This is a genomic window from Curtobacterium sp. MCPF17_051 (genome assembly GCF_003234595.1).
Classification (GTDB): domain Bacteria; phylum Actinomycetota; class Actinomycetes; order Actinomycetales; family Microbacteriaceae; genus Curtobacterium; species Curtobacterium flaccumfaciens.
This window is the reverse complement of record NZ_QKSE01000007.1, coordinates 136,972-159,247: the sequence shown is the minus strand read 5'-3', so window position 1 is coordinate 159,247 and position 22,276 is coordinate 136,972. Positions and strand designations below refer to the sequence as shown.

The window sequence follows — 22,276 nt, the reverse complement described above, 5'->3', positions numbered from 1 at the left end:
ATTCGATCACGAGCGAGCGAGGTCACGGAACGGTCACGGCTGCACTACCCTCGTCACGTGACCGAACCAGTCGACGTCCTCTGGACCGGGGAGCACGCTCCCGGCCACGCCCACCCCGGCGACGCGGGTGCCGATCTCGTCTCCACCGAGGCCTTCGTGCTGCAGCCGGGGGAGCGACACCTGGCCGCCACGGGTCTGCGCATCGCGCTGCCCGAGGGGTACGCCGCGTTCGTGGTCCCGCGGAGCGGCCTGGCGGCGAAGCACGGCATCACGATCGTGAACAGCCCCGGCACCGTCGACTCCGGCTACCGCGGGGAGATCAAGGTCGCCCTGCTCAACACCGACCAGACGGAACCGTACGAGGTGCACGTCGGCGACCGCATCGCCCAGTTGATCGTGATGCCGGTGCCGCAGGTGACCTACACCCGGGTCGACGACCTGCCGGACAGCGTCCGCGGACAGGGCGGGTTCGGCTCGTCGGGCTACGGTGACCGGAGCGACGCCGTGACCGGTGCCGCCGCAGACGCTCAGGAAGGAACGCGCGCATGAAGTTCGGCCGACGCAAGCGGGACGAGGTCGAGGTGGCGGACGCCGTCACCGACGACATCGAGGTCGCGGACACGTCCCCCGAGGTCGACATCGCGACGGATGCCGACGCGGACCTCGACGAGGTCGACGCGGTCGCCCCGACGGACAAGTCCGCTCCGGAGGACCGGGCCGAGAACGGCCCCCACGACGAGACCGAGGCGAACCTGGTCCGCCCCTACGTCGACCTGGGCGGGGTGAAGGTGCTCCCGCGCGAGGGCCTGCACCTGCGCCTCGAGGTCGAGGAGGGCTCGCAGCGCGTCGTCGCGGTCGGGCTCGACTACGACGAGTCCACGCTGCAGGTCCAGCCGTTCGCGGCGCCCCGGTCCACCGGTCTGTGGCACGAGATCCGCGCCCAGATCGCCGAGCAGATCGAGCGCCAGGGCGGGGTCGTGACCGAGGTCGACGGCCCGTTCGGTCCCGAGCTCCGCGCGTCCGTCCCGGTCGCCGTGGACGGCGACGGCGGCACCGCCGGCTCCCGCCCTGCCCGCTTCGTCGGCGTCGACGGCCCGCGCTGGTTCCTGCGCGGCGTGATCGCCGGCAAGGCCGCCGAGCAGCCCGACGACGCGAGCGAGATCGAGGAGCTGTTCCGCAGCGTCGTCGTCGTGCGCGGCACGACGCCGATGCCGCCGCGCGACCTCATCCCGCTGCACATGCCCAAGTCGACGCAGACCGCGATCTGACCGACTGACGACCAACCCCGCCTGGAGGCCCGGTGCCGGACCACGACGACACCCCACGACCCGAGACGGCTGGCTCCCACCCCGCTGCACCGGCGGCTGAGCCGTCGGCGGTGCCGGCTGCGCCACCGGCGGCCGAGCCGTCGGTGGCGCCGTCCTTCTCCGCGCAGTTCCGCGACGCCGTGCAGAACGCCGGCATCGCGCGCGTGGCACCCGGTGAGGCACCGTCCGGCCGGGCGCTGCTCGGCGCGGTCGGCGGGGTGCGCGGGCTCGCCGAGTCGGTGCTGCCCGGGTTCGCGTTCCTGGTCGTCTACGCGATCACCAAGGAGCTCGTGCCGAGCGTCGTGATCCCGGTGGCGGTCGGCCTGGTCTTCGTGGTGCTCCGGCTGCTGCAGCGGCAGTCGGTGACGATGTCGTTCGCGGGCATCCTCGGCGTCGCGGTCTCGGCCGGCCTCGCGCTCATCACCGGCCGCGCGGAGAGCAACTTCATCCCCGGGATCGTCATCAACGCCGTCTGGCTCGTCGGGCTGCTGATCACGCTGGCGATCCGCTGGCCGCTCATCGGGCTCGTCGTCGGCTTCCTGCTGCCGGCGAACGAGGACGGCTCGCACGTCGACTGGCGCGCCGACCCGGTGAAGCGCCGCGTGCTGACGGTCGCCACCTGGATCTGGGTCGGGCTGTTCGCGGTCCGGCTCGCGGTGGAGGTCCCGCTGTACCTGACGGCGCAGGTTGAACTGCTCGCCGGGCTGAAGCTCATCCTCGGCGTGCCGCTGTACGCGGCGGTGCTCTGGGTGACGTGGCTGCTGGTCCGCACCGTGTTCGTCCGACGCGACGACGTCGCCCCGGTGTAGAGTTCTCTCGACATCAAGATAGTTCTCGCAGGGCGCGCACGCGTTCTCGGGATTAGGTTTGCCTTGCTGGTGGGACGGTCCACGGCCCGCGAGGATGAGGGCAAACCGATCAGTAGGGAGGCGGCACGGTGGCTGCAGTCAATAGCTTCGGCTCGAAGGACACACTGTCGGTTGGGGGTGTCGACTACGCGATCCACCGGATCGACTCGGTTCCCGGGCACGAGAAGTTGCCCTACAGCCTGAAGGTGCTGCTCGAGAACCTCCTCCGCACCGAGGACGGCAAGAACGTCACCGAGGGACAGATCCGGGCGCTCGGTTCCTGGCGGCCCGACGCGGAGCCCGACACCGAGATCCAGTTCTCGCCGGCGCGCGTCGTCATGCAGGACTTCACGGGTGTGCCGTGCATCGTCGACCTCGCCACCATGCGCGAGGCCATGGCGGACATCGGCGGCGACCCGAACAAGATCAACCCGCTGTCCCCGGCCGAGATGGTGATCGACCACTCCGTCATCGCCGACCTGTTCGGCAGCACGGATGCCCTGCAGCGCAACACCGACCTCGAGTACGAGCGGAACGGTGAGCGCTACCAGTTCCTCCGCTGGGGCCAGACCGCGTTCGAGGACTTCAAGGTCGTCCCGCCGGGCACCGGCATCGTCCACCAGGTGAACATCGAGTACCTGGCGAAGGTCACCTACACGCGTGACTTCGACGGCGAGACCTACGCGTACCCGGACACCCTGGTCGGCACCGACTCGCACACCACGATGGTGAACGGCCTCGGCGTGCTCGGCTGGGGCGTCGGCGGCATCGAGGCCGAGGCCGCGATGCTCGGGCAGCCCGTGTCGATGCTCATCCCGAAGGTCGTCGGCTTCAAGCTCTCGGGTGAGATCCCGGCCGGCGTGACCGCGACCGACGTGGTGCTCACCATCACGCAGGAGCTCCGCAAGCACGGCGTCGTCGGCAAGTTCGTCGAGTTCTACGGCGAGGGCGTCGGCGCCGTCCCGCTCGCCAACCGCGCCACCATCGGCAACATGTCGCCCGAGTTCGGTTCGACGGCAGCGATCTTCCCGGTCGACGACGTCACGCTGGACTACCTGCGGCTGACCGGTCGCGACGAGGCGCAGATCGCCCTGGTCGAGGCGTACTCCAAGACCCAGGGGCTGTGGCACGACGCCTCGGTCGAGCCGAACTACTCCGAGTACATGGAGCTCGACCTCTCCACGGTCGTGCCGTCCATCTCGGGCCCGAAGCGTCCGCAGGACCGCATCGAGCTGTCGAAGGCCAAGGACCAGTTCGAGGTCGACCTCGCCAACTACGCGAGCATCGACCACAGCGAAGAGGACAAGGCCGTCGCCGACACGTTCCCGGCGTCCGACCCGGTGGCCGCGGGCCCCGGCGACGAGCACGCCGTGGACGACCTGCAGGACGCCCCCGGGTCCGAGGTACCCGTGCACGCATCGAGCGCGCCCGGCACCGTCTCGAAGCCGACCTCGGTCGCCATCGCCGACGGCGACCCGTTCACGATCGACCACGGTGCCGTCGCGATCGCCGCGATCACGTCGTGCACGAACACGTCGAACCCGTCGGTCATGATGGCCGCGGGCATCCTCGCCCGGAACGCCGCGAAAAAGGGCCTCACCGCGAAGCCCTGGGTGAAGACCACCCTCGCGCCCGGGTCGAAGGTCGTCACCGACTACTACGAGAAGGCCGGTCTGACCACCTACCTCGAGCAGCTCGGCTTCTACACGGTCGGCTACGGCTGCACCACCTGCATCGGGAACTCGGGTCCGCTGCCCGAGGAGATCTCGCAGGCCGTGCAGGACAACGACCTCGCCGTCACCGCGGTGCTCTCGGGCAACCGCAACTTCGAGGGCCGGATCAACCCCGACGTCAAGATGAACTACCTGGCGTCCCCGCCGCTGGTCATCGCCTACGCCCTCGCCGGGTCGATGCACTTCGACTTCGACAAGGACGCCCTCGGCACCGACCAGGACGGCAACGACGTCTACCTGACCGACATCTGGCCCGACGCGGCCGAGGTGCAGCAGGTCATCGACGAGTCGATCGACACCGAGATGTTCACCCACGAGTACGGCTCCGTGTTCGAGGGCGACGACCGCTGGAAGAACCTGCCGACCCCGACCGGCGACACCTTCGAGTGGGACCAGGAGTCGACCTACGTCCGGAAGCCCCCGTACTTCGAGGGCATGACGATGCAGCCCGACGCGGTGTCGGACATCTCCGGCGCCCGGGTGCTCGCGAAGCTCGGCGACTCGGTCACGACCGACCACATCTCGCCGGCCGGTTCGATCAAGGCCGACAGCCCCGCCGGCCAGTACCTCGCCGAGCACGGCGTCGACCGCAAGGACTTCAACTCCTACGGCTCGCGTCGCGGCAACCACGAGGTCATGATCCGCGGCACGTTCGCGAACATCCGTCTGCGCAACCAGCTGCTCGACGGCGTGGAGGGCGGCTACACCCGTGACTTCACGACGCCGGACGGTGCGCAGTCGTTCATCTACGACGCCTCGCAGCACTACCAGGAGCAGGGCATCCCGCTCGTCATCTTCGGTGGCAAGGAGTACGGCTCCGGCTCGTCCCGTGACTGGGCCGCCAAGGGCACGAACCTGCTCGGTGTCCGTGCGGTCATCACCGAGAGCTTCGAGCGGATCCACCGCTCGAACCTGATCGGCATGGGCGTCGTCCCGCTGCAGTTCCCGGCGGGCGAGACGGTCGAGTCCCTCGGGCTCGACGGCACCGAGGTCGTCTCGATCTCCGGGCTGACCGAGCTGAACGAGGGCAGCACCCCGAAGACGGTGCACGTCACCGCGACGCCGAGCGAGCACTCGCCGGCCGGCAAGCAGCCGATCGAGTTCGACGCGGTCGTCCGCATCGACACCCCCGGCGAGGCCGACTACTACCGCAACGGCGGCATCTTGCAGTACGTGCTCCGCTCGCTCGTCTGAGCGTCGTGCGCACGGGCCGCTGACGCGACCGACGACCGGCCTGGAGGCGCGGTGCCAGCTGGCACCGCGCCTCCCGCGCGCTCCGCGTGATGCGACGCGCCAGCGGCGCGCGGTGCCAGCGCCGACCGAGCCTGCGAGGTCGGTTGAATGGGAGCGCACGAGAATAGAGTGGCCCGACAGCCCCACGAAAGGAGCGCCCGTGAGCCTGCTCGCCAGCATCACGTCGCCGCGCGACCTGAAGCGTCTCTCCGACGCGCAGATGACCGACCTCGCCGCCGAGATCCGACGCTTCCTGGTCGCCGAGGTCGCGAAGACCGGTGGGCACCTCGGGCCGAACCTGGGCGTCGTGGAGCTGACGCTCGCGATGCACCGCGTGTTCGACTCGCCGAACGACCCGTTCGTCTTCGACACCGGGCACCAGTCGTACGTGCACAAGCTCGTCACGGGGCGCCAGGACTTCTCGAAGCTGCGCGAACGCGGCGGCATCGCCGGCTACCCGCAGCGGAGGGAGTCCGAGCACGACATCGTCGAGTCCTCGCACGCATCGTCGTCGCTGTCGTGGGCCGACGGCATCTCCCGCGCGTTCGGGCAGACCGGGCAGACCGACCGCACCGTCGTCGCGGTGGTCGGGGACGGTGCGCTCACCGGCGGCATGACGTGGGAGGCGCTCAACAACATCTCCGATGACAACGACCGTCGCCTGGTCATCGTCGTCAACGACAACGGCCGCTCGTACGCCCCGACGATCGGTGGCATGGCGCGGTTCCTGAGCTCCGTGCGCACCCGCCGCGAGTACCGGGCCCTGTACGAGGGCACGCAGGCCGTGGCGGCGCGGTTCGGCGCTCCGGGTCGTGCGGTGTACCGAGGCATGCGCGGGGGCCTGCACGGCTTCCTGTCGCGGCTGACGAACAACGAGGCGTTGTACTCGAACCTCGACATCAAGTACATCGGCCCGGTGAACGGGCACGATCAGCAGGCGATGGAGGCGGCGCTCCGGCAGGCCAAGGAGTACGGCGCTCCCGTGATCGTGCACGCGATCACCGAGAAGGGCCACGGCTTCGAGCCCGCCCTGCGCGACCAGGCCGACCAGTTCCACGCCGTCGGGCACATCGACCCGGCGACCGGGGAGTCGCTCGACGCCGCGTCGGGTCCGTCGTGGACGTCCGTGTTCGCGTCTTCCCTGGCCGAAGCCGGCGCCTCGGATCCTCGGATCGTCGCCATCACGGCGGCGATGCTCCGGCCGACGGGGCTCCACCTGTTCCAGGAGCAGCACCCCGACCGGGTCTACGACGTCGGTATCGCCGAGCAGCACGCCGTGACGACCGCCGCGGGCCTCGCCTACGGCGGTCTCCACCCGGTCGTGGCGCTCTACGCGACGTTCCTGAACCGCGCGTTCGACCAGGTGCTGATGGACGTCGCCCTGCACAGGGCCGGCGTGACGTTCGTGCTCGACCGTGCCGGGATCACCGGCCCGGACGGCCCCTCGCACCACGGCATGTGGGACCTCGCGCTGCTGCAGGTCGTGCCGGGGATCCGGATCGCCGCGCCCCGCGATGCTGCGACCCTTCGCGAGGAGTTCCGCGAGGCGATCGCCGTCGACGACGCCCCCACCGTGCTGCGGTGGTCGAAGGGGCAGGTCGGACCGGACATCCCCGCGGTCCGTCGTCTCTCCGATGGTGTGGACGTCCTGCACGCCGCCGCGGACGACGTCGAGGACGTGCTCTTCGTCGCCGTCGGGTCGATGGTGCCGGTGGCACTCGAGGCCGCGGCGCTGCTCGAGGCGCAGGGCATCGGCGTCACCGTCGTGGACCCGCGCTGGGTGGTGCCGATCCCGGTGTCGCTGATCGAGCTGTCGCGCACGCACCGGCTCGTGATCACCATCGAGGACGGCGTCCGGGTCGGCGGTGTCGGGACCCGGCTGCGGCAGGACCTGCGGGCCGCCGGGGTCGACACCGGGGTGAACGAGCTCGGGCTGCCCGACGCGTTCATCGACCACGCGACGCGATCGCAGATCCTCGCCGACGCGGGGCTGACGGCGCAGGCCATCGCCCGCGACGTCATCGACCAGGTCGTCGGGACGAAGTTGCCGCAGGCGAAGCCCGCGCGGTCCCGCGAGTCCGCGGCGTCCGACCGCTGACGGCTCGGCCCGGTCCGGTCCGGTCAGGTCCGGTCAGCAAAACACCGGTGTTCGCGCTCCACGCCGCGGTTTGCGGGTGTTCGGTGCGCGAACACCGGTGTTTTGCGTACTGGCTCTAGCGGGAAGCGGGGCCGACGATCCGGGGCTGGTGGAACGTGCCGCCGAAGACACGCTCGGACGCACCGGAACGGTCGAGGTACGGGCTGATCCCACCGGCCTGGAACGGGTAGCCGGCGCCGAGGATGAGCCCGAGGTCGATCTCCTCGACGTGCTCGACGACCCGGTCCTCGAGCATGCGGTGCAGCTCGTCGGCCAGGGCGTCCTCGAACCGGCGCTGCATCTCGTCGGCGTCGACGGGCTTCGCGTCCTTCTTGGACGGGGCGACGAGCTTCACGGCGGCGGGGTCGTACCCGGTCACGTTGCCCTTCTTGTCGCGGGTCAGGATCGTCCCGTGCTCGGCGATCTTCTTCAGGCCGTCGCCGGGGTAGAAGCGCTCGGGCCAGGCCGCGTGGTGCGAGTCGAGCACGTGCGCGCCGACCGGCAGCCCGACGAGCTCGAGCAGCTCGAACGGTGACATCGGCAGGCCGAGCGGCGCGGCACCCTGGGCGACGGTGTCGAACGAGGTGCCCTCTTCCACGCCGCGCATCGCCTCGCCGAGCACCCGGGCGAGCACGCGGTTGACGACGAAGCCCGGCTGGTCCGCGGTGATGATCGCGGTCTTCTTCAGGGTCTTCGCGACGGCGAGGGCGGTGACGAGGGCCTCGTCCGAGGTCTTCGCCGCGCGCACCACCTCGAGCAGCGGCATCACCGCGACCGGGTTGAAGAAGTGGAAGCCGACGAGTCGCTCCGGGTTGGTGAGGACCGATGCCATCTCGTCGACGGAGAGCGACGACGTGTTCGTGGCGAGGATCGCGTCGGGTGCGATGACCTGCTCGATCTTCCGGAAGACCTCCTGCTTGACGGTCATCTCCTCGAAGACCGCCTCGATCACCCAGTCAGCGTCGGCGAAGGCGTCGTAGGACACCGACCCGCTGACGAGCGCGGTGATGCGGTTCGCGTCGTCGGGGGAGATCCGGCCCTTGTCGAGCAGCTTCGCGACCTCGCCGCGGATCCGCTCGACGCCGGCGTCGACGCGCGACTGGTCGACGTCGGTGATGACGACGGGGACGCCCAGGCGTCGGGCGAACAGCAGCGCGAACTGCGACGCCATCAGCCCGGCGCCGAGGACGCCGACCTTCGTGATCTTCTTCGGATCGACACCCTCGGGAGCGCCGACGGGCTTCTTCGCACGCTTCTGCACGAGGTCGAAGGCGTACATCGACGCGGCGAACTGGTCGCCCGAGATGAGGTCGGCGAGGGCCTCGTCCTCGTCGGCGAAGCGTTCGTCGAGCGAACCCGACTTGGCGGCGGCGACGAGGTCGAGCGCCCGGAACGGCGACTTCGGCACGGTGCCGATCTTCGACGCGACCTGGCCGCGGGCGACCTTGACGACGGTGCCCCAGGCGGCCTTCTCGAGCATGCCCGGCTCGTTCTTCCGCACCACCTTGGTCGTTCCGGTGATGACGCCGTCCGCCCACGCCACCGCCGAGGGCAGGAACGTGACGGACGGGACGAGCACGTCACCGATGCCGATCTCGACCGCGGCCGGACCGTCCATCAGGCGGTTGTTCTTGAGCGGGTTCTCGACGATGACGCGGAGCGCGCGCTCCGGGCCGATCAGGCGGGGGAGCAGCGTCGCGCCGCCCCAGCCGGGGATGATGCCGAGGAACACCTCGGGGAGCCCGATGCCCTGCGCCGCGGACGAGAACGCCCGGTAGGTGCAGTGCAGGGCGATCTCGAGCCCACCCCCGAGCGCCAGGGTGTTCACGAACGCGAACGACGGCACCCCGAGGTCGGAGAACTTGCGGAGCGTGGCGTGCCCGAGGGCGGCCAGGTCATGGGCGGCCTCGCGCGACGGGACCGCCGCTGCCTGGGACAGGTCGGCCCCGGCGGCGAAGCAGTACTCCTTGCCGGTGATCGCGACGCCCTGGATCGTGCCGGCTGCGGCCTCGGTCTTGAGGGTGTCGAGCACGCCGGACAGCTCACGGAGCGTGCGCGGCCCGAGGGTGTTCGGCCGCTTGTAGTCCTTGCCGTTGTCGAGCGTGATGAGCGCCAGTGTGCCACCCGAGGGCGTCGTGACGTGCTTGACGAACGAGTGCGTGACGACCTCGTCCTCGCTGAGTTCGGCCAGTCGGTCGTTGTCGACGATGGTCATGGTCACGCCCCCTTCCGAGCCGAACGCTCGGCCGACTTGCTGTGGTTCGGGTTCTCCCAGATGACGGTGCCGCCCTGGCCGAGCCCGATGCACATCGTGGTGATGCCGTACTTGACGTCCGGTCGCTCGGCGAACTGTGCGGCGAGCTGGTTCATCAGCCGGACACCACTCGACGCGAGCGGGTGGCCGACGGCGATCGCGCCGCCCCAGGCGTTCACGTTCGGGGAGTCCTGGGCGATGCCGTAGTTGTCGAGGAACGCGAGCACCTGGACGGCGAACGCCTCGTTGATCTCGAACAGGCCGATGTCGTCGATCGACAGGCCGGCCTTCGACAGGGCCTTGTCGGTCGCGGGGACCGGGCCGACGCCCATGACCTCGGGCTCGACGCCGGCGAAGGCGAACGAGACCATGCGCATCTTCGTCGACAGTCCGTGCTGCTTCGCGCCGTCCTCGGACGCGAGCAGGCTCATGGTGGCGCCGTCGTTCAGACCGGCGGCGTTGCCGGCGGTGACCCGTCCGTGGGGCCGGAACGGCGTCTTCAACGCGGCCAGCGCCTCCAGGGTCGTCCCCGGCCGCGGCGGCTCGTCGGTGCTGACGACGTCCCAGCCGTCGCCCTTGTTGACCTCGACCGGGATCACGTCCGGCTGGAGCTTGCCGTTCGCCCAAGCGGCGGCGTAGCGCTGCTGGGACTGGACGGCGTAGGCGTCCGTGCGGTCCTTCGTGATCGCGGGGAAGCGGTCGTGCAGACGCTCGGCGGTGGCGCCCATGACGAGGGCGTCGCTCGAGACCATGCGCTCCGCGACGAAACGCGGGTTCGGGTCGGCGTTGAAGCCCATCGGGTGCCGGCCCATGTGCTCGACACCACCGGCGATCGCGACGTCGGCGGCACCGAAGGCGATGGCGCCGGCGAGCGTCGTGACGCTCGTCATGGCACCGGCGCACATGCGGTCGATCGCGTAACCGGGCACCGACTTCGGCAGACCCGCGAGCATGCCGACCGTGCGCCCGAGCGTCAGCCCCTGGTCACCCTGCTGCGTGGTCGCCGCGACGGCGACGTCGTCCACCGCTGCGGTGTCGAAGGTGTTCCGGTCGAGCAGTCCGCGCATCGCGTGCACCGCGAGGTCGTCCGACCGGGTCTTCCAGAACACCCCCTTCTCGCCGGCTCGTCCGAACGGTGTGCGAACGCCGTCCACGAACACGACGTCTGATGCCTTTGGCAATCCGGGCCTCCCAGATCCTCATCGATCGGGCCGGAACGCAGGTCGCTCCGGCCTGGCCGGGCCTCGCCCGGCGACCCTCCCGACGCTATGCCCCCAGCCTGGGCGGCCGCATGCCGGTTGGGCAGTTCCTACGACTCGTCGTCGTCCGTCGCCGCGGGCCGCTGTGCAGCAGCGACAAAGGCCGACGCGATGATCGACGCGAGTTCCTCGACCTGCCACGGGCGGGCGTCGTGCTCGGCGAGGGCCGCTCCGACCAGCTCGGTCGACGGCGGCGACGGCGGGGCCCACGACACGAGCCGGAGCGTCTCCGGCGTGAGCAGGTTCTCGAGTGGGATGTCGAGTTCCTCGGCACGCTTCGTGACCGCGGCGCGCGCGGCCTTGTACCGGCGGTCGGCGGCCGGGTTGCGGTCCGCCCAGGCGCGGGGCGGCGGGAGCGTCGCCTCGCCGGCACCGCGCAGGCGGGGGAGGTCCTCGGTGGTGCGGCCCTCCTCGACGGCGGCCCACCAACGGTCGAGCTCGGAACGGCTGGCGCGGCCCGTGAAGGTCTTCAGCGCACCGAGTTCGGCGCGGGACTCGGGTGCGGCGGCCGCCGCGGCGACGACCGCCGAGTCGGGGATCGTGCGCCCGGGGGCGATGTCCGCCTGTCGGGCGTACTCGTCACGGGCGAGCCAGAGCGACCGGGCGATCGCCAGTGCTCGCGCACCACGGAGCGCGTGCATGCCGGACAGCCGACGCCAGGGCTCGGCCCGGGCGGGCTTCGGCGCGCGGTGCAGGACCGCGTCGAACTCCTCTTGAGCGATCCGGGTCTTGCCGGCCTCGTCGAGCTTCTCGGCGAGGGCGTCGCGGAGGTCGGGCAGCAGCTCGACGTCGAGCGACGCGTAGACGAGCCACGACTGCGGCAGGGGACGGGTCGACCAGTCGGCGGCCGAGTGCGCCTTCGCCAGGGTGATGCCGAGCAGCTGCTCGACGACGGCGCCGAGGCCGACACGGGGGAAGCCGGCGATGCGGGCGCCGAGCTCGGTGTCGAAGATGCGCGTCGGGACGAGGCCGACCTCCTGCAGGCACGGCAGGTCCTGCGAGGCGGCGTGGAACAGCCACTCTTCGTCGACGATGGCGGCCTGCAGCTCGGAGAAGTCGCCGATCGGGATCGGGTCGAACAGGAACGCGCCGGCACCGCGGCGGAACACCTGGATCAGGTAGGCGCGCTGCGAGTACCGGTAACCGCTGGCGCGCTCGGCGTCGACCGCGACGGGGCCGTGGCCGGCGGCGATGGCGGCGACCGCCTCGAGGTAGTCCTCGCGCGTGTCGATGACCTTGACGGCGTCGTGCGATGCCTCGAAGGCGGGGCTGGCGGCGGCGGCCGGAGCGGCCGAGCCAGCAGCGGCGCCAGCGGCGTCCTGGGGAGTGGGGTCGGTCACTTGGCGAGCCTCCTCGGGGCCAGCAGGGTCACGCCGTCCGAAGCGGGAGGCAGACCGGCGAGCATGGCGACGATGTCCTGCCAGGCCCGGACGTGTGCGGTGAGGTCGTCGCCGCGTGGTGTCCACGACGCGCGGAGTTCCAGCTGTGCGCCGTCGCCCTGTGCGGCGAGGTCGCCGTACCCGCGCGAGATGATCTTGGTGGCCGTGCCCGAGGCGTGGTCGTACGTCGCGCCGTGCGACTCGAGCGCGTCGACGAGCCAGCTCCAGGTGACGTCGGCGACGAACTCGTCGACGCCGATCTCCGGCTCGAGCGGCGCCTGAGCGAACGAGACGACACGGAACGGGCCGCCGCCCCAGCCCTCGGGTTCTTCGGGGTCGTACAAGGCGATGAAGCGGCCGGTGCCCAGGTCCGACTCGACCCCGTGCGCGGTACCGGACACGTCCGCCGCCAGGGCGATCGAGAACGGTGCGATCCGGGTCGGCGACGGGATCTCGGTGACGGTGGTCTCGGCACGGCCGCTGCCGCCGGACACGAACGCGCGGAGCCGCGCGAAGGCGTCGGGCTCTCGGGTTTCGGACACACATGCAGACTAGGCTCCGGGCCATGTCCCGATCCGCGCGACCCGCCGAGGACGTCGTCCAGGAGACCGCTCGATCGGCCGGGTTGATCGCACTCGGCGCCGGTCTGGCAGCAGCCGCGGTGGGGACGGCCGTGATCGGTGGCTTCGTCGCCGCCGTCGCCCGCGCCGTCGTCACCCCCGACCGGAAGCGCAACGAACGCGTCCCGATCCACGCCGTCGATCCGGTCCGGAAGACCGTCACGATCGAGCGCACCGCGGACACCGAGTTGCAGGGCCGCTACTCACTCTGGTTCGGTGGCGGCACCGGACACATGCGCGTCGGCGAGGTGCTCGGCACGACCGACACCACCGTCACGCGGCGCATCATCGCGATCGACGCCGGCGACCCCACCGCCGCCCGTCGCGGACGCTGGGGCGGCTGGTTCTACCTGACCCCCGGCGAACTTGACGTGCCCGTCGAGGACGTCGACATCCCCACCCCGAACGGCCCGGCGCCCGCCTGGGTCGTCCGCGCCGACGACCCGGCAGCGCCCTGGGCCGTCCTGGTGCACGGCCGTGGCGTCACGCGCGCCGAGACGATCCGCGCCGTCCCCGTCTTCCGCGCCGCCGGGTACTCGGTCGTACTCGCCTCGTGGCGGAACGACGGTGTCGCCCCGCCGAGCGTCGACGGTCGCTACGGCCTCGGCAGCACCGAGTGGGAGGACGTCGACTCCGTCCTCCGCTGGCTCTCCGCGCAGGACGCCCAGAGCGTCGTGCTGATGGGCTGGTCGATGGGTGGCGCCGTCGTGCTGCAGACCCTGCTGCGCTCGCGCTTCGCCGGCCTGGTCGACGGGGTGGTGCTGGAGTCCCCGGTGGTCGACTGGCACGCGGTGCTGAAGTCGCAGAGCCAGCTCCTGCGACTGCCGCGTCCGGTGCGCAAGGTCGCGCAGCGCCTGCTCCGCACGCCGGTGCTGCACCGGCTCGCCGGGCTCCAGGCCCCTGTGGACCTGCGCGAGCTCGACATGGTCACGCGCTCCGACGAGCTCACGGTGCCGATCCTGCTGCTGCACAGCGACGACGACGGGTTCGTGCCGTCCTCGGCCTCGCACGACCTGGCCCGCGCGCGGCCCGATCTGGTGCGGCTCGAGATCCAGACCACGGCCCGGCACACCAAGCTCTGGAACCACGACGCCGACTGGTTCGACGCCCGGATCCTCGCGTGGCTGACCGAGGTGGTCCAGCGGCGCGGGGCGACCAGCGCGCGGTAGACGCGACCGAAGGGCGGACGGGAGGCGCGGTGTCAGCTGGCACCGCGCCTCCCGTCCGTCGATGCGTCGGTTCGGTCGCTTCGTGAGCAGAAATGGTCGGGTCACCGTCGCGCACTCGACCCGTTCCGCTCACGAAGCGGGTGGCGCGGCATTCGTTCCGTTCGTCGTCTGCTGGCGTGGCCCGAACTCCTCGAGACGAGTCGCCGGTCGGCCGGGCTGCGCTGGGCCGTGCGTCCGGTCGAAGGCATCGCTCATCGTCGTGAGCGGCGGTCGGACCGTCACGGTCCAGTCGCCACTGTCGAACGCGTCGATCCGGACGACCAGGTTCGACTCGTCGGTCAGGTCCGAGCCGGGGAGGTAGCCGAGGAACTCGCCGTCGATGAGCTGCCGCATGCTGTCAGCGATCTCCATCGCCTCGGCATGGCTCAGCATGAGCCCGGGTTCTGCCGCCGCGTCGACGCGGCGTTCGAGTGGGAGCGCTTGGACCGGCTTGTCAGGGGACGTGACGGCGTACAGGGTCGTGAGGACCCAGACGAGCTCTGGTGAATCGAGCTCTGGTGTTTCGAGCTCTGAGAAGAACTGCACCAGGTCGGGCAGCACAATGCGAGCAGCGGGGATCCGGTAGGTGACCATCCCGAGGTCGCCCGGCACTGTCGTGGTCATCCGTTCTCCTCGGTCGTCTCGGTCTGGGGCGAGAGGCCGCCGACGCTCATCGCAGCGAGGACGTCGGTCCTGCCGGGCGTAAACGCCGTGATTCCGACCGAGATGTCAGCCTGCACGATGCAGAACCCCGGCTGCTCGTCGCCGAGCGGCACGAGCGCACGGGCGAACCCGTCGAGTCCGCGGACGTCGAAGCCCTTCTCCGCGGCCATCGTGTACTTCGTCAGGAAGGTCCGTGCCGTCGCCAGCGCGCCCTGCTCGAAGATGCGGACCCGTTCCTCGGTCGGACACTGCGATGCCACCTCGAGCGCCAGTTCGGCCCCCGGAGCGTCTGATGCGCGGAGGCGCGCGCACAGCTCCTGGACGGTGATGTGGACGACCCCGACGGAACGGTCGATCGCCGTGGCTGCCACGAGCGTTCGGTCCGTCGCGCGCAACACGACCGTCACGAGTTCATCGCCGTGCTCGACCTGACAGATCAGGACGAGCTCGTCCCCGAGGGCTTGGAGTGGGTCGATGAACGGTACGAGGTTCGGCTGCTTTGTCGAATAGCTCCTCCGGATGACCGCTGCGAACGAGCGTGCGGACACGTCGGAGACGAGCACATCCGTGTCCGGCCCGACAGTGGCGAGGACCTCGACGACACGGTCCGGGAGCTCCACGGTCGATTCATCGGTGACCGCTCGGAGATGGTGGATCGAGATGGCCGGGGGCGCGTCCGTCACCGTCGGATCTCCGCGGACGACGGGCCCTGTCGGTACCGGACCTCGCCGTCGGGCAGGACGTCGATGTCGACCCGTGCGCGCCCCGGTTCGCTGTAGTGCCAGGACGGACCTCGGCGGTTCGACCAGCCCTCGAGCAACTCACCCGAGGCGAACCGGATGGCGATCCGCGCGCCCGTGACTGCACCGTCCGAGACGACCTTGTTGTGCAGGGCAAGGAGGTCGAGCAGGGACGGTTTGTCGCCGGGATCGAGGAACGCGTGCTCCCCGTCAGAGCCTGTCAGCGCGAAGTCGGTCTCGAACCGGAGCGACGCACCGCTCGAGAAGCGGATCGTCACGTCTGGTCCGATGCTGATGAGGTCGACGGTGTCGCCGGCGATGCCCAGCGCGAAGGGCTGGCGCGGAACGCCGCTCATCCTCGATCTCCTTCCGTGCCCGTGCTCGTGCTTCCGGTCGGCGGCTCGGTGCGGGCCGGGCGACCCTTCGGCCCGGAGACCTGCCAGGACTCGAACTCGGCATCGGTACCGGCGACGAGGGTGTCCCCGCCGTCGAAGATCAGCGTCAGTACGCCGTTCTCGGTCGAACTCCGAACGAGCTCGGCACCGAACAGCCGCAGGACCGGGAGCAGTGAGTCCTTGCGGTCGGGATCGACGACCGCGGTGCTTCCGGACCGGTCGGTGACGGTGCACTCGGATTCGAGCTGGACGCGGTAGCCGTTGCCGAACCCCAGCTCAAGCCGGAAGTCGACGCCTATGAGGTCGAGCGTGCCCGCGCGCTCGACGGTCATCGCGCCCCCGGTGGGGTCTGCCGTGTCACGGGTCACGATCGTTCACTCGTCCGAAATCTGCGCGGAGCCGACGACAGAGGGCCGGCGGAGTTCATTCCGCGTCGCATCTGTGAACCCCGGAAGTTCAAGACGGTCGACGTTCCTCTTCCTCATCCAGATCATGATCTCCCTGGTTGATTCAGGATCGTCGTTCACGGACTGCTAGTCGCCGAACAATTCGGACGACGTAGGAGTTGGACGATATCGAACTTCGTCGTAGGCCGGGAGCCACGGTTCCAGACCGAAGTGAGCACGAACCGCCTTCTCGAGGACGATCGGGGAATCGATCGTGAGCCGCGGGACCTGGGTAGCCTCCTGTCCCGTTGCCCGGCGCATTCTCGTTCCGTCGAAGTTCGTCACCCGGACTCCGTCGTAGTCGTCTGATCCGAAGCTGTAGGCGGGCAGGAAACGTGCCTGATCCGGAGCGCGGTTGCCCACTATCTGCCACATCCCCGGTCGGAATCGGGCGTCGAACGTCATCCGGGCCAGGAGTGGCGGAGTTGCGGCCACCTCGCTGAGGTCGAGGCTCTGAACTGCATCTTCAGGAACGACCAGATCGAAGACGACGACGTAGAACGAACTCTTGTACTTGCCGATCACTTGTCCGAGGGCAGCCCTGCCGTCGCCGAGGGGCACTGTGAAGATGTCGCCGATCGAGACCCTGTAGACCTGCTGTTTCGTACTCAATACGGGCTTCCTCCTGCCGCGTCGTAACGCTTGTCGCTCATCTGGTGGCGCTTGTTGGACAGGCCGCCATCCGGGTTGCCCTTGTTCGTGGGTCCGCCTTCGTTGCGAATGTGGAACTCTTCTCGACGGTCCAGGTCGACTCCTGGGTGCCCCCTGTCGATCCTCTCAAATCTGAACGCCGCATCCGGGTGTTCTCGTGCGTGAGCGGCCTGGCGCAGGAGGAAGTGGTCTTCACTCTTGGTCTGTCCGATGTAGGGCTTCAGGCCGTCGGTGATGTCCGTGCGCCGGTAGATGATGCCCGGTGGTACCGGCGTCTCGTCGCCGAGCTTCGCCACGGACGTCGGCAGGTGGACCTTCGACATCGTGCCGCCGGTGGCCGCCGACGTCGCGGCACCCTCGGCAGCGTTCCGGAGCAGGCCACCGGGGGTCACCGGCTGGCCGCTCACGGCGTAGTTCACGACGTTCTCGACCGCGCCCTCTGCGGCGTTGCCCAGCAGGTGCTTCCCGATCAGGGCACCGGCACCACCGCCGACCGCACCGAATGCCCCGCTGACGGCGACCTGGCCCCAGTTCACCTCGCCGGTCGTGGCCTTCTGGATGATCGTGTCGGCACCGGCGCTGATGAGCATCATGCCGACCGGACCGCCGACGCCGGTGGCGACGAGCACCCCGCCCGCGACGACCATGGCACCGCCGGCGACGTACTCCCAGTTGTCCGCGAACCAGTCACCGGTCGCGGCTGCGGCACGTGCGAGCGGCCCCTGCTGCGCCGCCGCGTAGGCCTCGAGCTCGGCGTCGGTGACGGGCGCGAGACCGAGCGGATCGATGGCGTGCAGCGGATCGTTGCCGGCGAACGAGTACGGGTTGCCGGCCCAGGCTGCTCCGGCGGGCGCGCTGATCGGGTCGACGGACAGGAAGCCGCGCGACGACGAGTCGTAGGCGCGGGCGCCCATCCACTCCAGGCCGGCGACCTGCAGCGAACCGTCTGCGCCGAGCGCGATGCCGCCCGGCAGCGCCGAACCTTCTAGATCGGCGAGCGTCTGCCACGGGTCGGCGTCGTCGGCTGCCCTCGTGGTGCGCCGACCGCTGGTGATCCAACCGTCGTCCACCCCGGTCAGGCCGCCGGGAGCGCGGACGACCGGTGAGTCACCGACTGCGAGGACGGTCGGCGCGAACGCGGCGGTGTCCCAGTCGATCGGGACGCCGTCGACCTCGGCGAGTTCGCCGAGGGCGTCGACGTGGAGGTCGGTCGTGGTGCTGCCTGCCGCGGTGGTCTCCGCCACCCCGGTGAGGTGACCCTGCGGGGTCCAGCCGTACGTGGTCGTCACGCCGTCGGCTCGGAGCGCCTGCACCCGTCGACCTGCGCCGTCGTAGGCGTACTCCGCCTCGGGCGCCCCGTCCGGAGCGTCGACCCTGGTCAGCTGTCCGGCGGCGTCGTACGTGAACCGCCGGGCCCCGGAGTCCGTCCGTTCCTCGGCCAGACGACCAGCGACGTCGTAGACCCAGTCCGTGCGACGGGCGTCCTGGACGGACGCCACCAGCTGCGCGGCATCGTCGTGCTCGTAGGTGGTGCTCCCGCCGGGTCCGTCGACCCGGGTGATGCGCCCGTCGGCGTCGCGTTCGATCGTGCTGGCGTGCGTGCCGTCAGAGTCGATGCGCGCGTGCCGGACGACGTGTCCGTTCGCGTACTCCCAGGTCTGCAGCTGATCGCCGGCGCGGGCCTGCAGGAGCCGCCCCGCCGCGTCGTGCTCGTACCGGACCTCGCCGAAGGCCGAGTGGTCGACGCGGACGACCCGTCCGGTGGCGTCGTGCTCGTACCGGGTCGTGGACCCGTCAGGGGACTGCACCGAGGTGCGGAGTCCGTCGGCATCGTGGGTCCACCTGGTCTCGCGCGCGCCGGTGGCACGGCGGACGAGCCGGCCCAGTCGGCTGAACTCGAGGACGTGGGTGGCGGGGGAGTCGGGACGGGTCTCGTCGGTGATCGTCACCGTGCGAGCACGCGCATCGCGGTCGATGCGGCCGATCAACCGGTCACCGGCGTACTGCGCGGATTCACGCCCGGCCGCGTCGTACTCCCACCGCAGGACGCTGCCGTCCGGGTCCGTCTGGGTGAGCTGGCGCCCGGCCGCGTCGTAGGTCGCCGTCGTCGTGCGACCGAGCTGATCGGTGGACGAGGCCACCTTGTCGAGCTGCGTGTACGTGCGGAAAGTCACCCCACCCAGCGGATCGATGCTGCGGACGAGGCGCCCACGCTGGTCGTACTCGTACCGGGTGGTGCCGCCGAGCCCGTTCACCGCGGCGATGAGTTGTCCGGCGGCGTCGTAGCGGAAGGTCCGCTGGCCGAAACGGGTGTCGCGCGCCGACACGACCCGGCCCACGCGGTCGTACCGGTACCGGGCGGTGCCGACCCCGGGCACGTCTGCATGGACGACCCGACCCTGTCGGTCGTACTCGGTCCGGGCGACCTCGCCGGTCGGCAGGGTGCGCGCGACGACCCGTGAATCGGCGTCGTAGGTCAGCGTGGTGCGTGCGCCGGCGGGGTCGATCGCGCTGACCGGGCGGCCGCACGCGTCGTACTCGTACCGGGTGGTGCGGCCCGCCGGAGTGGTCACACCGACGACTCGTCCGGCCAGGTCACGCTCGATCCTGGTGAGTCCACCGTCCGCGTCGACGAGTTCGACCGGTCGGCCGCAGGCGTCGTACGTCGTGAGTTCGGCGGAGGCGTCTGTGTGCTCGAGCCGGGTCGGGCGCCCGAACTCGTCGGTCGTGACGGACACGGCGTCGAAGGCGTCGCGGACCGTGGAGACGCCGTCAGCGCGCGAGCGCCCCACCTCGGTTCGGACACCGGTCGGGTCGACCGTCGCACCGAGGGCTCCGACCGCGTCGTACTCGCGTGTCCAGGTGCCACCGGCCGGGTCGACCACGGCTTCGAGCCGGGAGAGCGCGTCGTGCACGAACGCCCACTCGGCACCGTCGGGCAGGGTCATCGTCGACACGTTGCCGAACGCGTCGAAGTCCTTCGTGACGACGCGACCGACCGGGTCCGTGGTCGACACGACCTCGCCGTGCGGGCCGTACGTGATCTCTGTGCGCGCGCCGGTGGGGTCGATCATCGCGGTGACCCGACCGCCGTCGCCGTGCTCGAGCCGCCACAGTCCGCCGTCCGGGTCCTCGCGTGCGGTGAGCAGTCCGGCGGCGTCGTAGCGGTACCGGGTCCGGCTGCCGAGTGGCGTGACGGCCTCGACGATCCGACCTCCGGCGTCGCGAATCAGACGTGCGGTGTCACCCACGGCGTTCTCGACTCCGACGAGCTCGCCCGATGCGTCGTGGTGGAACGTGACGGCGACGCCCGTCGGATCGGTCGTCCGGACGAGCAGGCCGTCCCGCCACTCGAGCACGGTTCGACCGCCGACGGGATCCGTGATGACGGCGGGATTCCGGTCGAGGCCCGCGTACTCGTACTCGACGAGCCCGCCGTTCGCGGTGACCACCGTGGTCAGTCGGTCCTGCTCGTCGTACCCGAAGGTCAGATCGGCACCCTCCGGCGTCACGGTCCGGACGCGCCGTCCCCGCTCGTCGTACCCGTGGACGGTCACCTGACCATCGCGCTCGGTGACCGAGACGAGGTTGCCGTGCGGGTCGTACGACATCGACTGACGCCGCCCGTCGGTGTCGATGATCCCGACGACCCGGCCCTTCCGGTCGGCGATCCACGTGTTCGTGTGGTCCCCGTCGACGTCGGAGACCGAGGTGACGCGCCCCGGCAGGTACGCGAACCGGACGCGTCGCCCGAACGGCGTGCGCTGCTCCAGGACCCGTCCGCGGTCGTCGTAGGTGTTCTCGCACTCGACCACACCCGTGGCAGCGGTCACGCGGTCGATCAGCCCGTCGTCGTTCCAGCGGTACCGACGGCTGCCGACGGCGTCCGTCGCACGGACGAGTCGACGAGCATCGTCGTAGTGGTATTCGACGCGTCGGCCGTCCGACGCCGTCGCCGACGCGACCCGATCGCCGGTGTACTCGATGTCGATGAAGCGACCGAACACGTGCGCGAGCCGCGTGACCCGGTCCTGCTCGTCGCGGCGCACCGTCACCTCGGTACCCGGTCCGCGACCGCTGCTCAGCCACAGTCCGGACGGCGTGAACGTCCAGCGACCCCCGGCGTTGTCCTGGACGACCAGCGAGTCTCGCTCGGCCCGGAGCCACAGGTCCTCGCCGACGCCGCGGCTCCACCCGTCCCCCTGCCGCGGGAAGTCGACCTGCCGGCCGTCGTCCAGCACGACCGAGGCGGCCTTGTCGCTGACCTCGAGCCGGGTGTCGAGGATCGAGGACCACCCGAGCCCGAACACCCCGGAACGGCCGTCGAGCGAGTTGTACATCCGGGTGAGCCGGAGCGACGCCCCCTGCCCGGCGAACGACAGGTCGGTCTCGGGCTCGAGGAAGTTGCCCGTGGCGGTGTTGACGGGATCGTCGGCGAACCCGTTCGTCGGGGGCGTCCCCATCGCCGAGAACGGTCCGATGGTGAAGTCGTCACGTCCGGCGTCAATCCCCGCCGCGGACAGGGCCGCCGCGATCGCCGCGTCCGACAGCGTCGCGGGCCCGGCACCACCACCGGCGGCCTCGAACTGCGCGGCGACGGTGCCCGCCCAGTCGGCGTCCTGCCCGTTCGCGGTGAGCCAGTCGTTGACGGCGGTGAGGAGCGACTGGGCGTTCAGCGTGCCCCAGCAGGGGTTGCACTCTGCCTCGTAGTCGCTCAGGGCGTTGCGGAACGTGGAGACGGCGCCCGACAGGTCGGAGTCGAGCGTGCGGGTGTTCGCCTCGAAGGAGCGGAGGTCCTCGGGGACGGCCGACGACGTCCCACCGCTGGTCCCACCACCCGCGGGGATCTCCCGCCCCTTGACGCTGACCTCGTCCGCCTGCAGACGCGGCTCCGGTTCCGGTTCCGGCGGCTTCGGGTCGTCACCGCCGCCGAACCACGTCGAGATCTCGTGTCCGGCGCCGACGAAGAAGTTCTCTTCGCGTTCTCGCTTGCGGGCGTCCCACGCCTTCGCCTGCTTCCGCCGGTCGTCCTCGTCCTTCGCGGCGTCGCGGAGTTCCTGCACGAAGCCCGACAGGCTCTGCAACGACTCGACGAGCTTCGTCGCGCTGCGTGCGCCGATGTCGGCGTTGTCCGCGAAGACCTCGGAGAAGTACCCCCGGAACTCCGCACTCGCGGTCGTCACCGACGCCGACCGCGATCCGGACTGGCCGCCGATCGACGACGCGAGCGCCGTCGACGCCGATTTGAGCGTGTCCGCCGCGCTGTACGAGTAGCCGGTCGGATCGTTCCCGTGGATCTTCGCCATCGTCAATTCCCCCCATGGTGCTGACCGGCCCATCCTGTCACGGCCAGCGACTGAAATGCCAGAGGACCGCATGCATCGGAAACGAGCAACGGACGGG

Annotated in this window: 16 protein-coding genes; 6 read left to right on the top strand and 10 right to left on the bottom strand. The window is 70.5% G+C overall.

What is annotated here, in order from left to right; all coding sequences use genetic code 11:
- The first annotated feature begins 57 nt into the window (after positions 1 to 57).
- The 5 genes from dut to dxs all read left to right on the top strand — a co-directional run bounded on the left by dut (position 58) and on the right by dxs (position 7,219).
- Positions 58 to 549, top strand: coding sequence for a dUTP diphosphatase (gene dut / locus DEJ35_RS07385; RefSeq protein ID WP_071403948.1), 492 nt, complete (start codon positions 58 to 60; stop codon positions 547 to 549).
- Positions 546 to 1,268 carry a DUF3710 domain-containing protein gene (locus DEJ35_RS07380; protein WP_232536646.1) on the top strand — a complete coding sequence of 241 codons (723 nt, stop codon included), beginning with the start codon at positions 546 to 548 and terminating at the stop codon, positions 1,266 to 1,268. The genes dut and DEJ35_RS07380 overlap by 4 nt, the downstream gene beginning before the upstream one ends.
- Positions 1,269 to 1,411: 143 nt before the next feature.
- The gene (locus tag DEJ35_RS07375; RefSeq protein ID WP_258370793.1) at positions 1,412 to 2,116 is read left to right on the top strand and encodes a DUF3159 domain-containing protein; all 705 of its coding nucleotides are present in this window, start codon (positions 1,412 to 1,414) and stop codon (positions 2,114 to 2,116) included.
- 128 nt (positions 2,117 to 2,244) lie between these two features.
- Positions 2,245 to 5,082 carry an aconitate hydratase gene (locus DEJ35_RS07370; RefSeq protein ID WP_111192450.1) on the top strand — a complete coding sequence of 946 codons (2,838 nt, stop codon included), beginning with the start codon at positions 2,245 to 2,247 and terminating at the stop codon, positions 5,080 to 5,082.
- 199 nt (positions 5,083 to 5,281) lie between these two features.
- Positions 5,282 to 7,219, top strand: coding sequence for a 1-deoxy-D-xylulose-5-phosphate synthase (dxs, locus tag DEJ35_RS07365; protein ID WP_111192448.1), 1,938 nt, complete (start codon positions 5,282 to 5,284; stop codon positions 7,217 to 7,219).
- A gap of 115 nt (positions 7,220 to 7,334) precedes the next feature.
- Here dxs and DEJ35_RS07360 read toward each other — a convergent pair whose 3' ends face one another.
- From DEJ35_RS07360 to DEJ35_RS07345, 4 genes are all read right to left on the bottom strand, one after another.
- Positions 7,335 to 9,473, bottom strand: a complete 2,139-nt coding sequence (locus DEJ35_RS07360; RefSeq protein ID WP_111192446.1) for a 3-hydroxyacyl-CoA dehydrogenase NAD-binding domain-containing protein — start codon at positions 9,471 to 9,473, stop codon at positions 7,335 to 7,337.
- A gap of 2 nt (positions 9,474 to 9,475) precedes the next feature.
- Positions 9,476 to 10,693, bottom strand: coding sequence for a thiolase family protein (locus tag DEJ35_RS07355; protein ID WP_110859586.1), 1,218 nt, complete (start codon positions 10,691 to 10,693; stop codon positions 9,476 to 9,478).
- 128 nt (positions 10,694 to 10,821) lie between these two features.
- Complete coding sequence (locus DEJ35_RS07350) at positions 10,822 to 12,111, bottom strand: HRDC domain-containing protein (RefSeq protein ID WP_375342436.1); 1,290 nt, start codon at positions 12,109 to 12,111, stop codon at positions 10,822 to 10,824.
- The gene (locus DEJ35_RS07345) at positions 12,108 to 12,692 is read right to left on the bottom strand and encodes a DUF3000 domain-containing protein (protein ID WP_181435540.1); all 585 of its coding nucleotides are present in this window, start codon (positions 12,690 to 12,692) and stop codon (positions 12,108 to 12,110) included. Before DEJ35_RS07345 ends, DEJ35_RS07350 begins: the two co-directional genes overlap by 4 nt.
- 23 nt (positions 12,693 to 12,715) lie before the next feature.
- Here DEJ35_RS07345 and DEJ35_RS07340 point away from each other — a divergent pair, with 23 nt between their 5' ends.
- Entirely contained in the window at positions 12,716 to 13,939 is a 1,224-nt protein-coding gene (locus DEJ35_RS07340) for an alpha/beta fold hydrolase (protein WP_181435539.1), read from the top strand.
- A gap of 129 nt (positions 13,940 to 14,068) precedes the next feature.
- Here DEJ35_RS07340 and DEJ35_RS07335 read toward each other — a convergent pair whose 3' ends face one another.
- The 6 genes from DEJ35_RS07335 to DEJ35_RS07310 form a co-directional block, all read right to left on the bottom strand.
- Positions 14,069 to 14,602, bottom strand: coding sequence for a hypothetical protein (locus DEJ35_RS07335; RefSeq protein WP_111192444.1), 534 nt, complete (start codon positions 14,600 to 14,602; stop codon positions 14,069 to 14,071).
- Positions 14,599 to 15,324: a hypothetical protein gene (locus tag DEJ35_RS07330; RefSeq protein WP_111123046.1), complete on the bottom strand. Its 726-nt coding sequence runs from the start codon at positions 15,322 to 15,324 to the stop codon at positions 14,599 to 14,601. Before DEJ35_RS07330 ends, DEJ35_RS07335 begins: the two co-directional genes overlap by 4 nt.
- Complete coding sequence (locus tag DEJ35_RS07325; RefSeq protein ID WP_111090875.1) at positions 15,321 to 15,737, bottom strand: DUF6188 family protein; 417 nt, start codon at positions 15,735 to 15,737, stop codon at positions 15,321 to 15,323. The genes DEJ35_RS07330 and DEJ35_RS07325 overlap by 4 nt, the downstream gene beginning before the upstream one ends.
- Positions 15,734 to 16,144 carry a DUF6188 family protein gene (locus tag DEJ35_RS07320; RefSeq protein WP_111090874.1) on the bottom strand — a complete coding sequence of 137 codons (411 nt, stop codon included), beginning with the start codon at positions 16,142 to 16,144 and terminating at the stop codon, positions 15,734 to 15,736. Before DEJ35_RS07320 ends, DEJ35_RS07325 begins: the two co-directional genes overlap by 4 nt.
- 165 nt (positions 16,145 to 16,309) lie before the next feature.
- Entirely contained in the window at positions 16,310 to 16,834 is a 525-nt protein-coding gene (locus DEJ35_RS07315) for an Imm26 family immunity protein (RefSeq protein ID WP_110859592.1), read from the bottom strand.
- Complete coding sequence (locus tag DEJ35_RS07310) at positions 16,831 to 22,179, bottom strand: DUF6531 domain-containing protein (RefSeq protein WP_111192442.1); 5,349 nt, start codon at positions 22,177 to 22,179, stop codon at positions 16,831 to 16,833. Before DEJ35_RS07310 ends, DEJ35_RS07315 begins: the two co-directional genes overlap by 4 nt.
- Positions 22,180 to 22,276 lie beyond the last annotated feature (97 nt).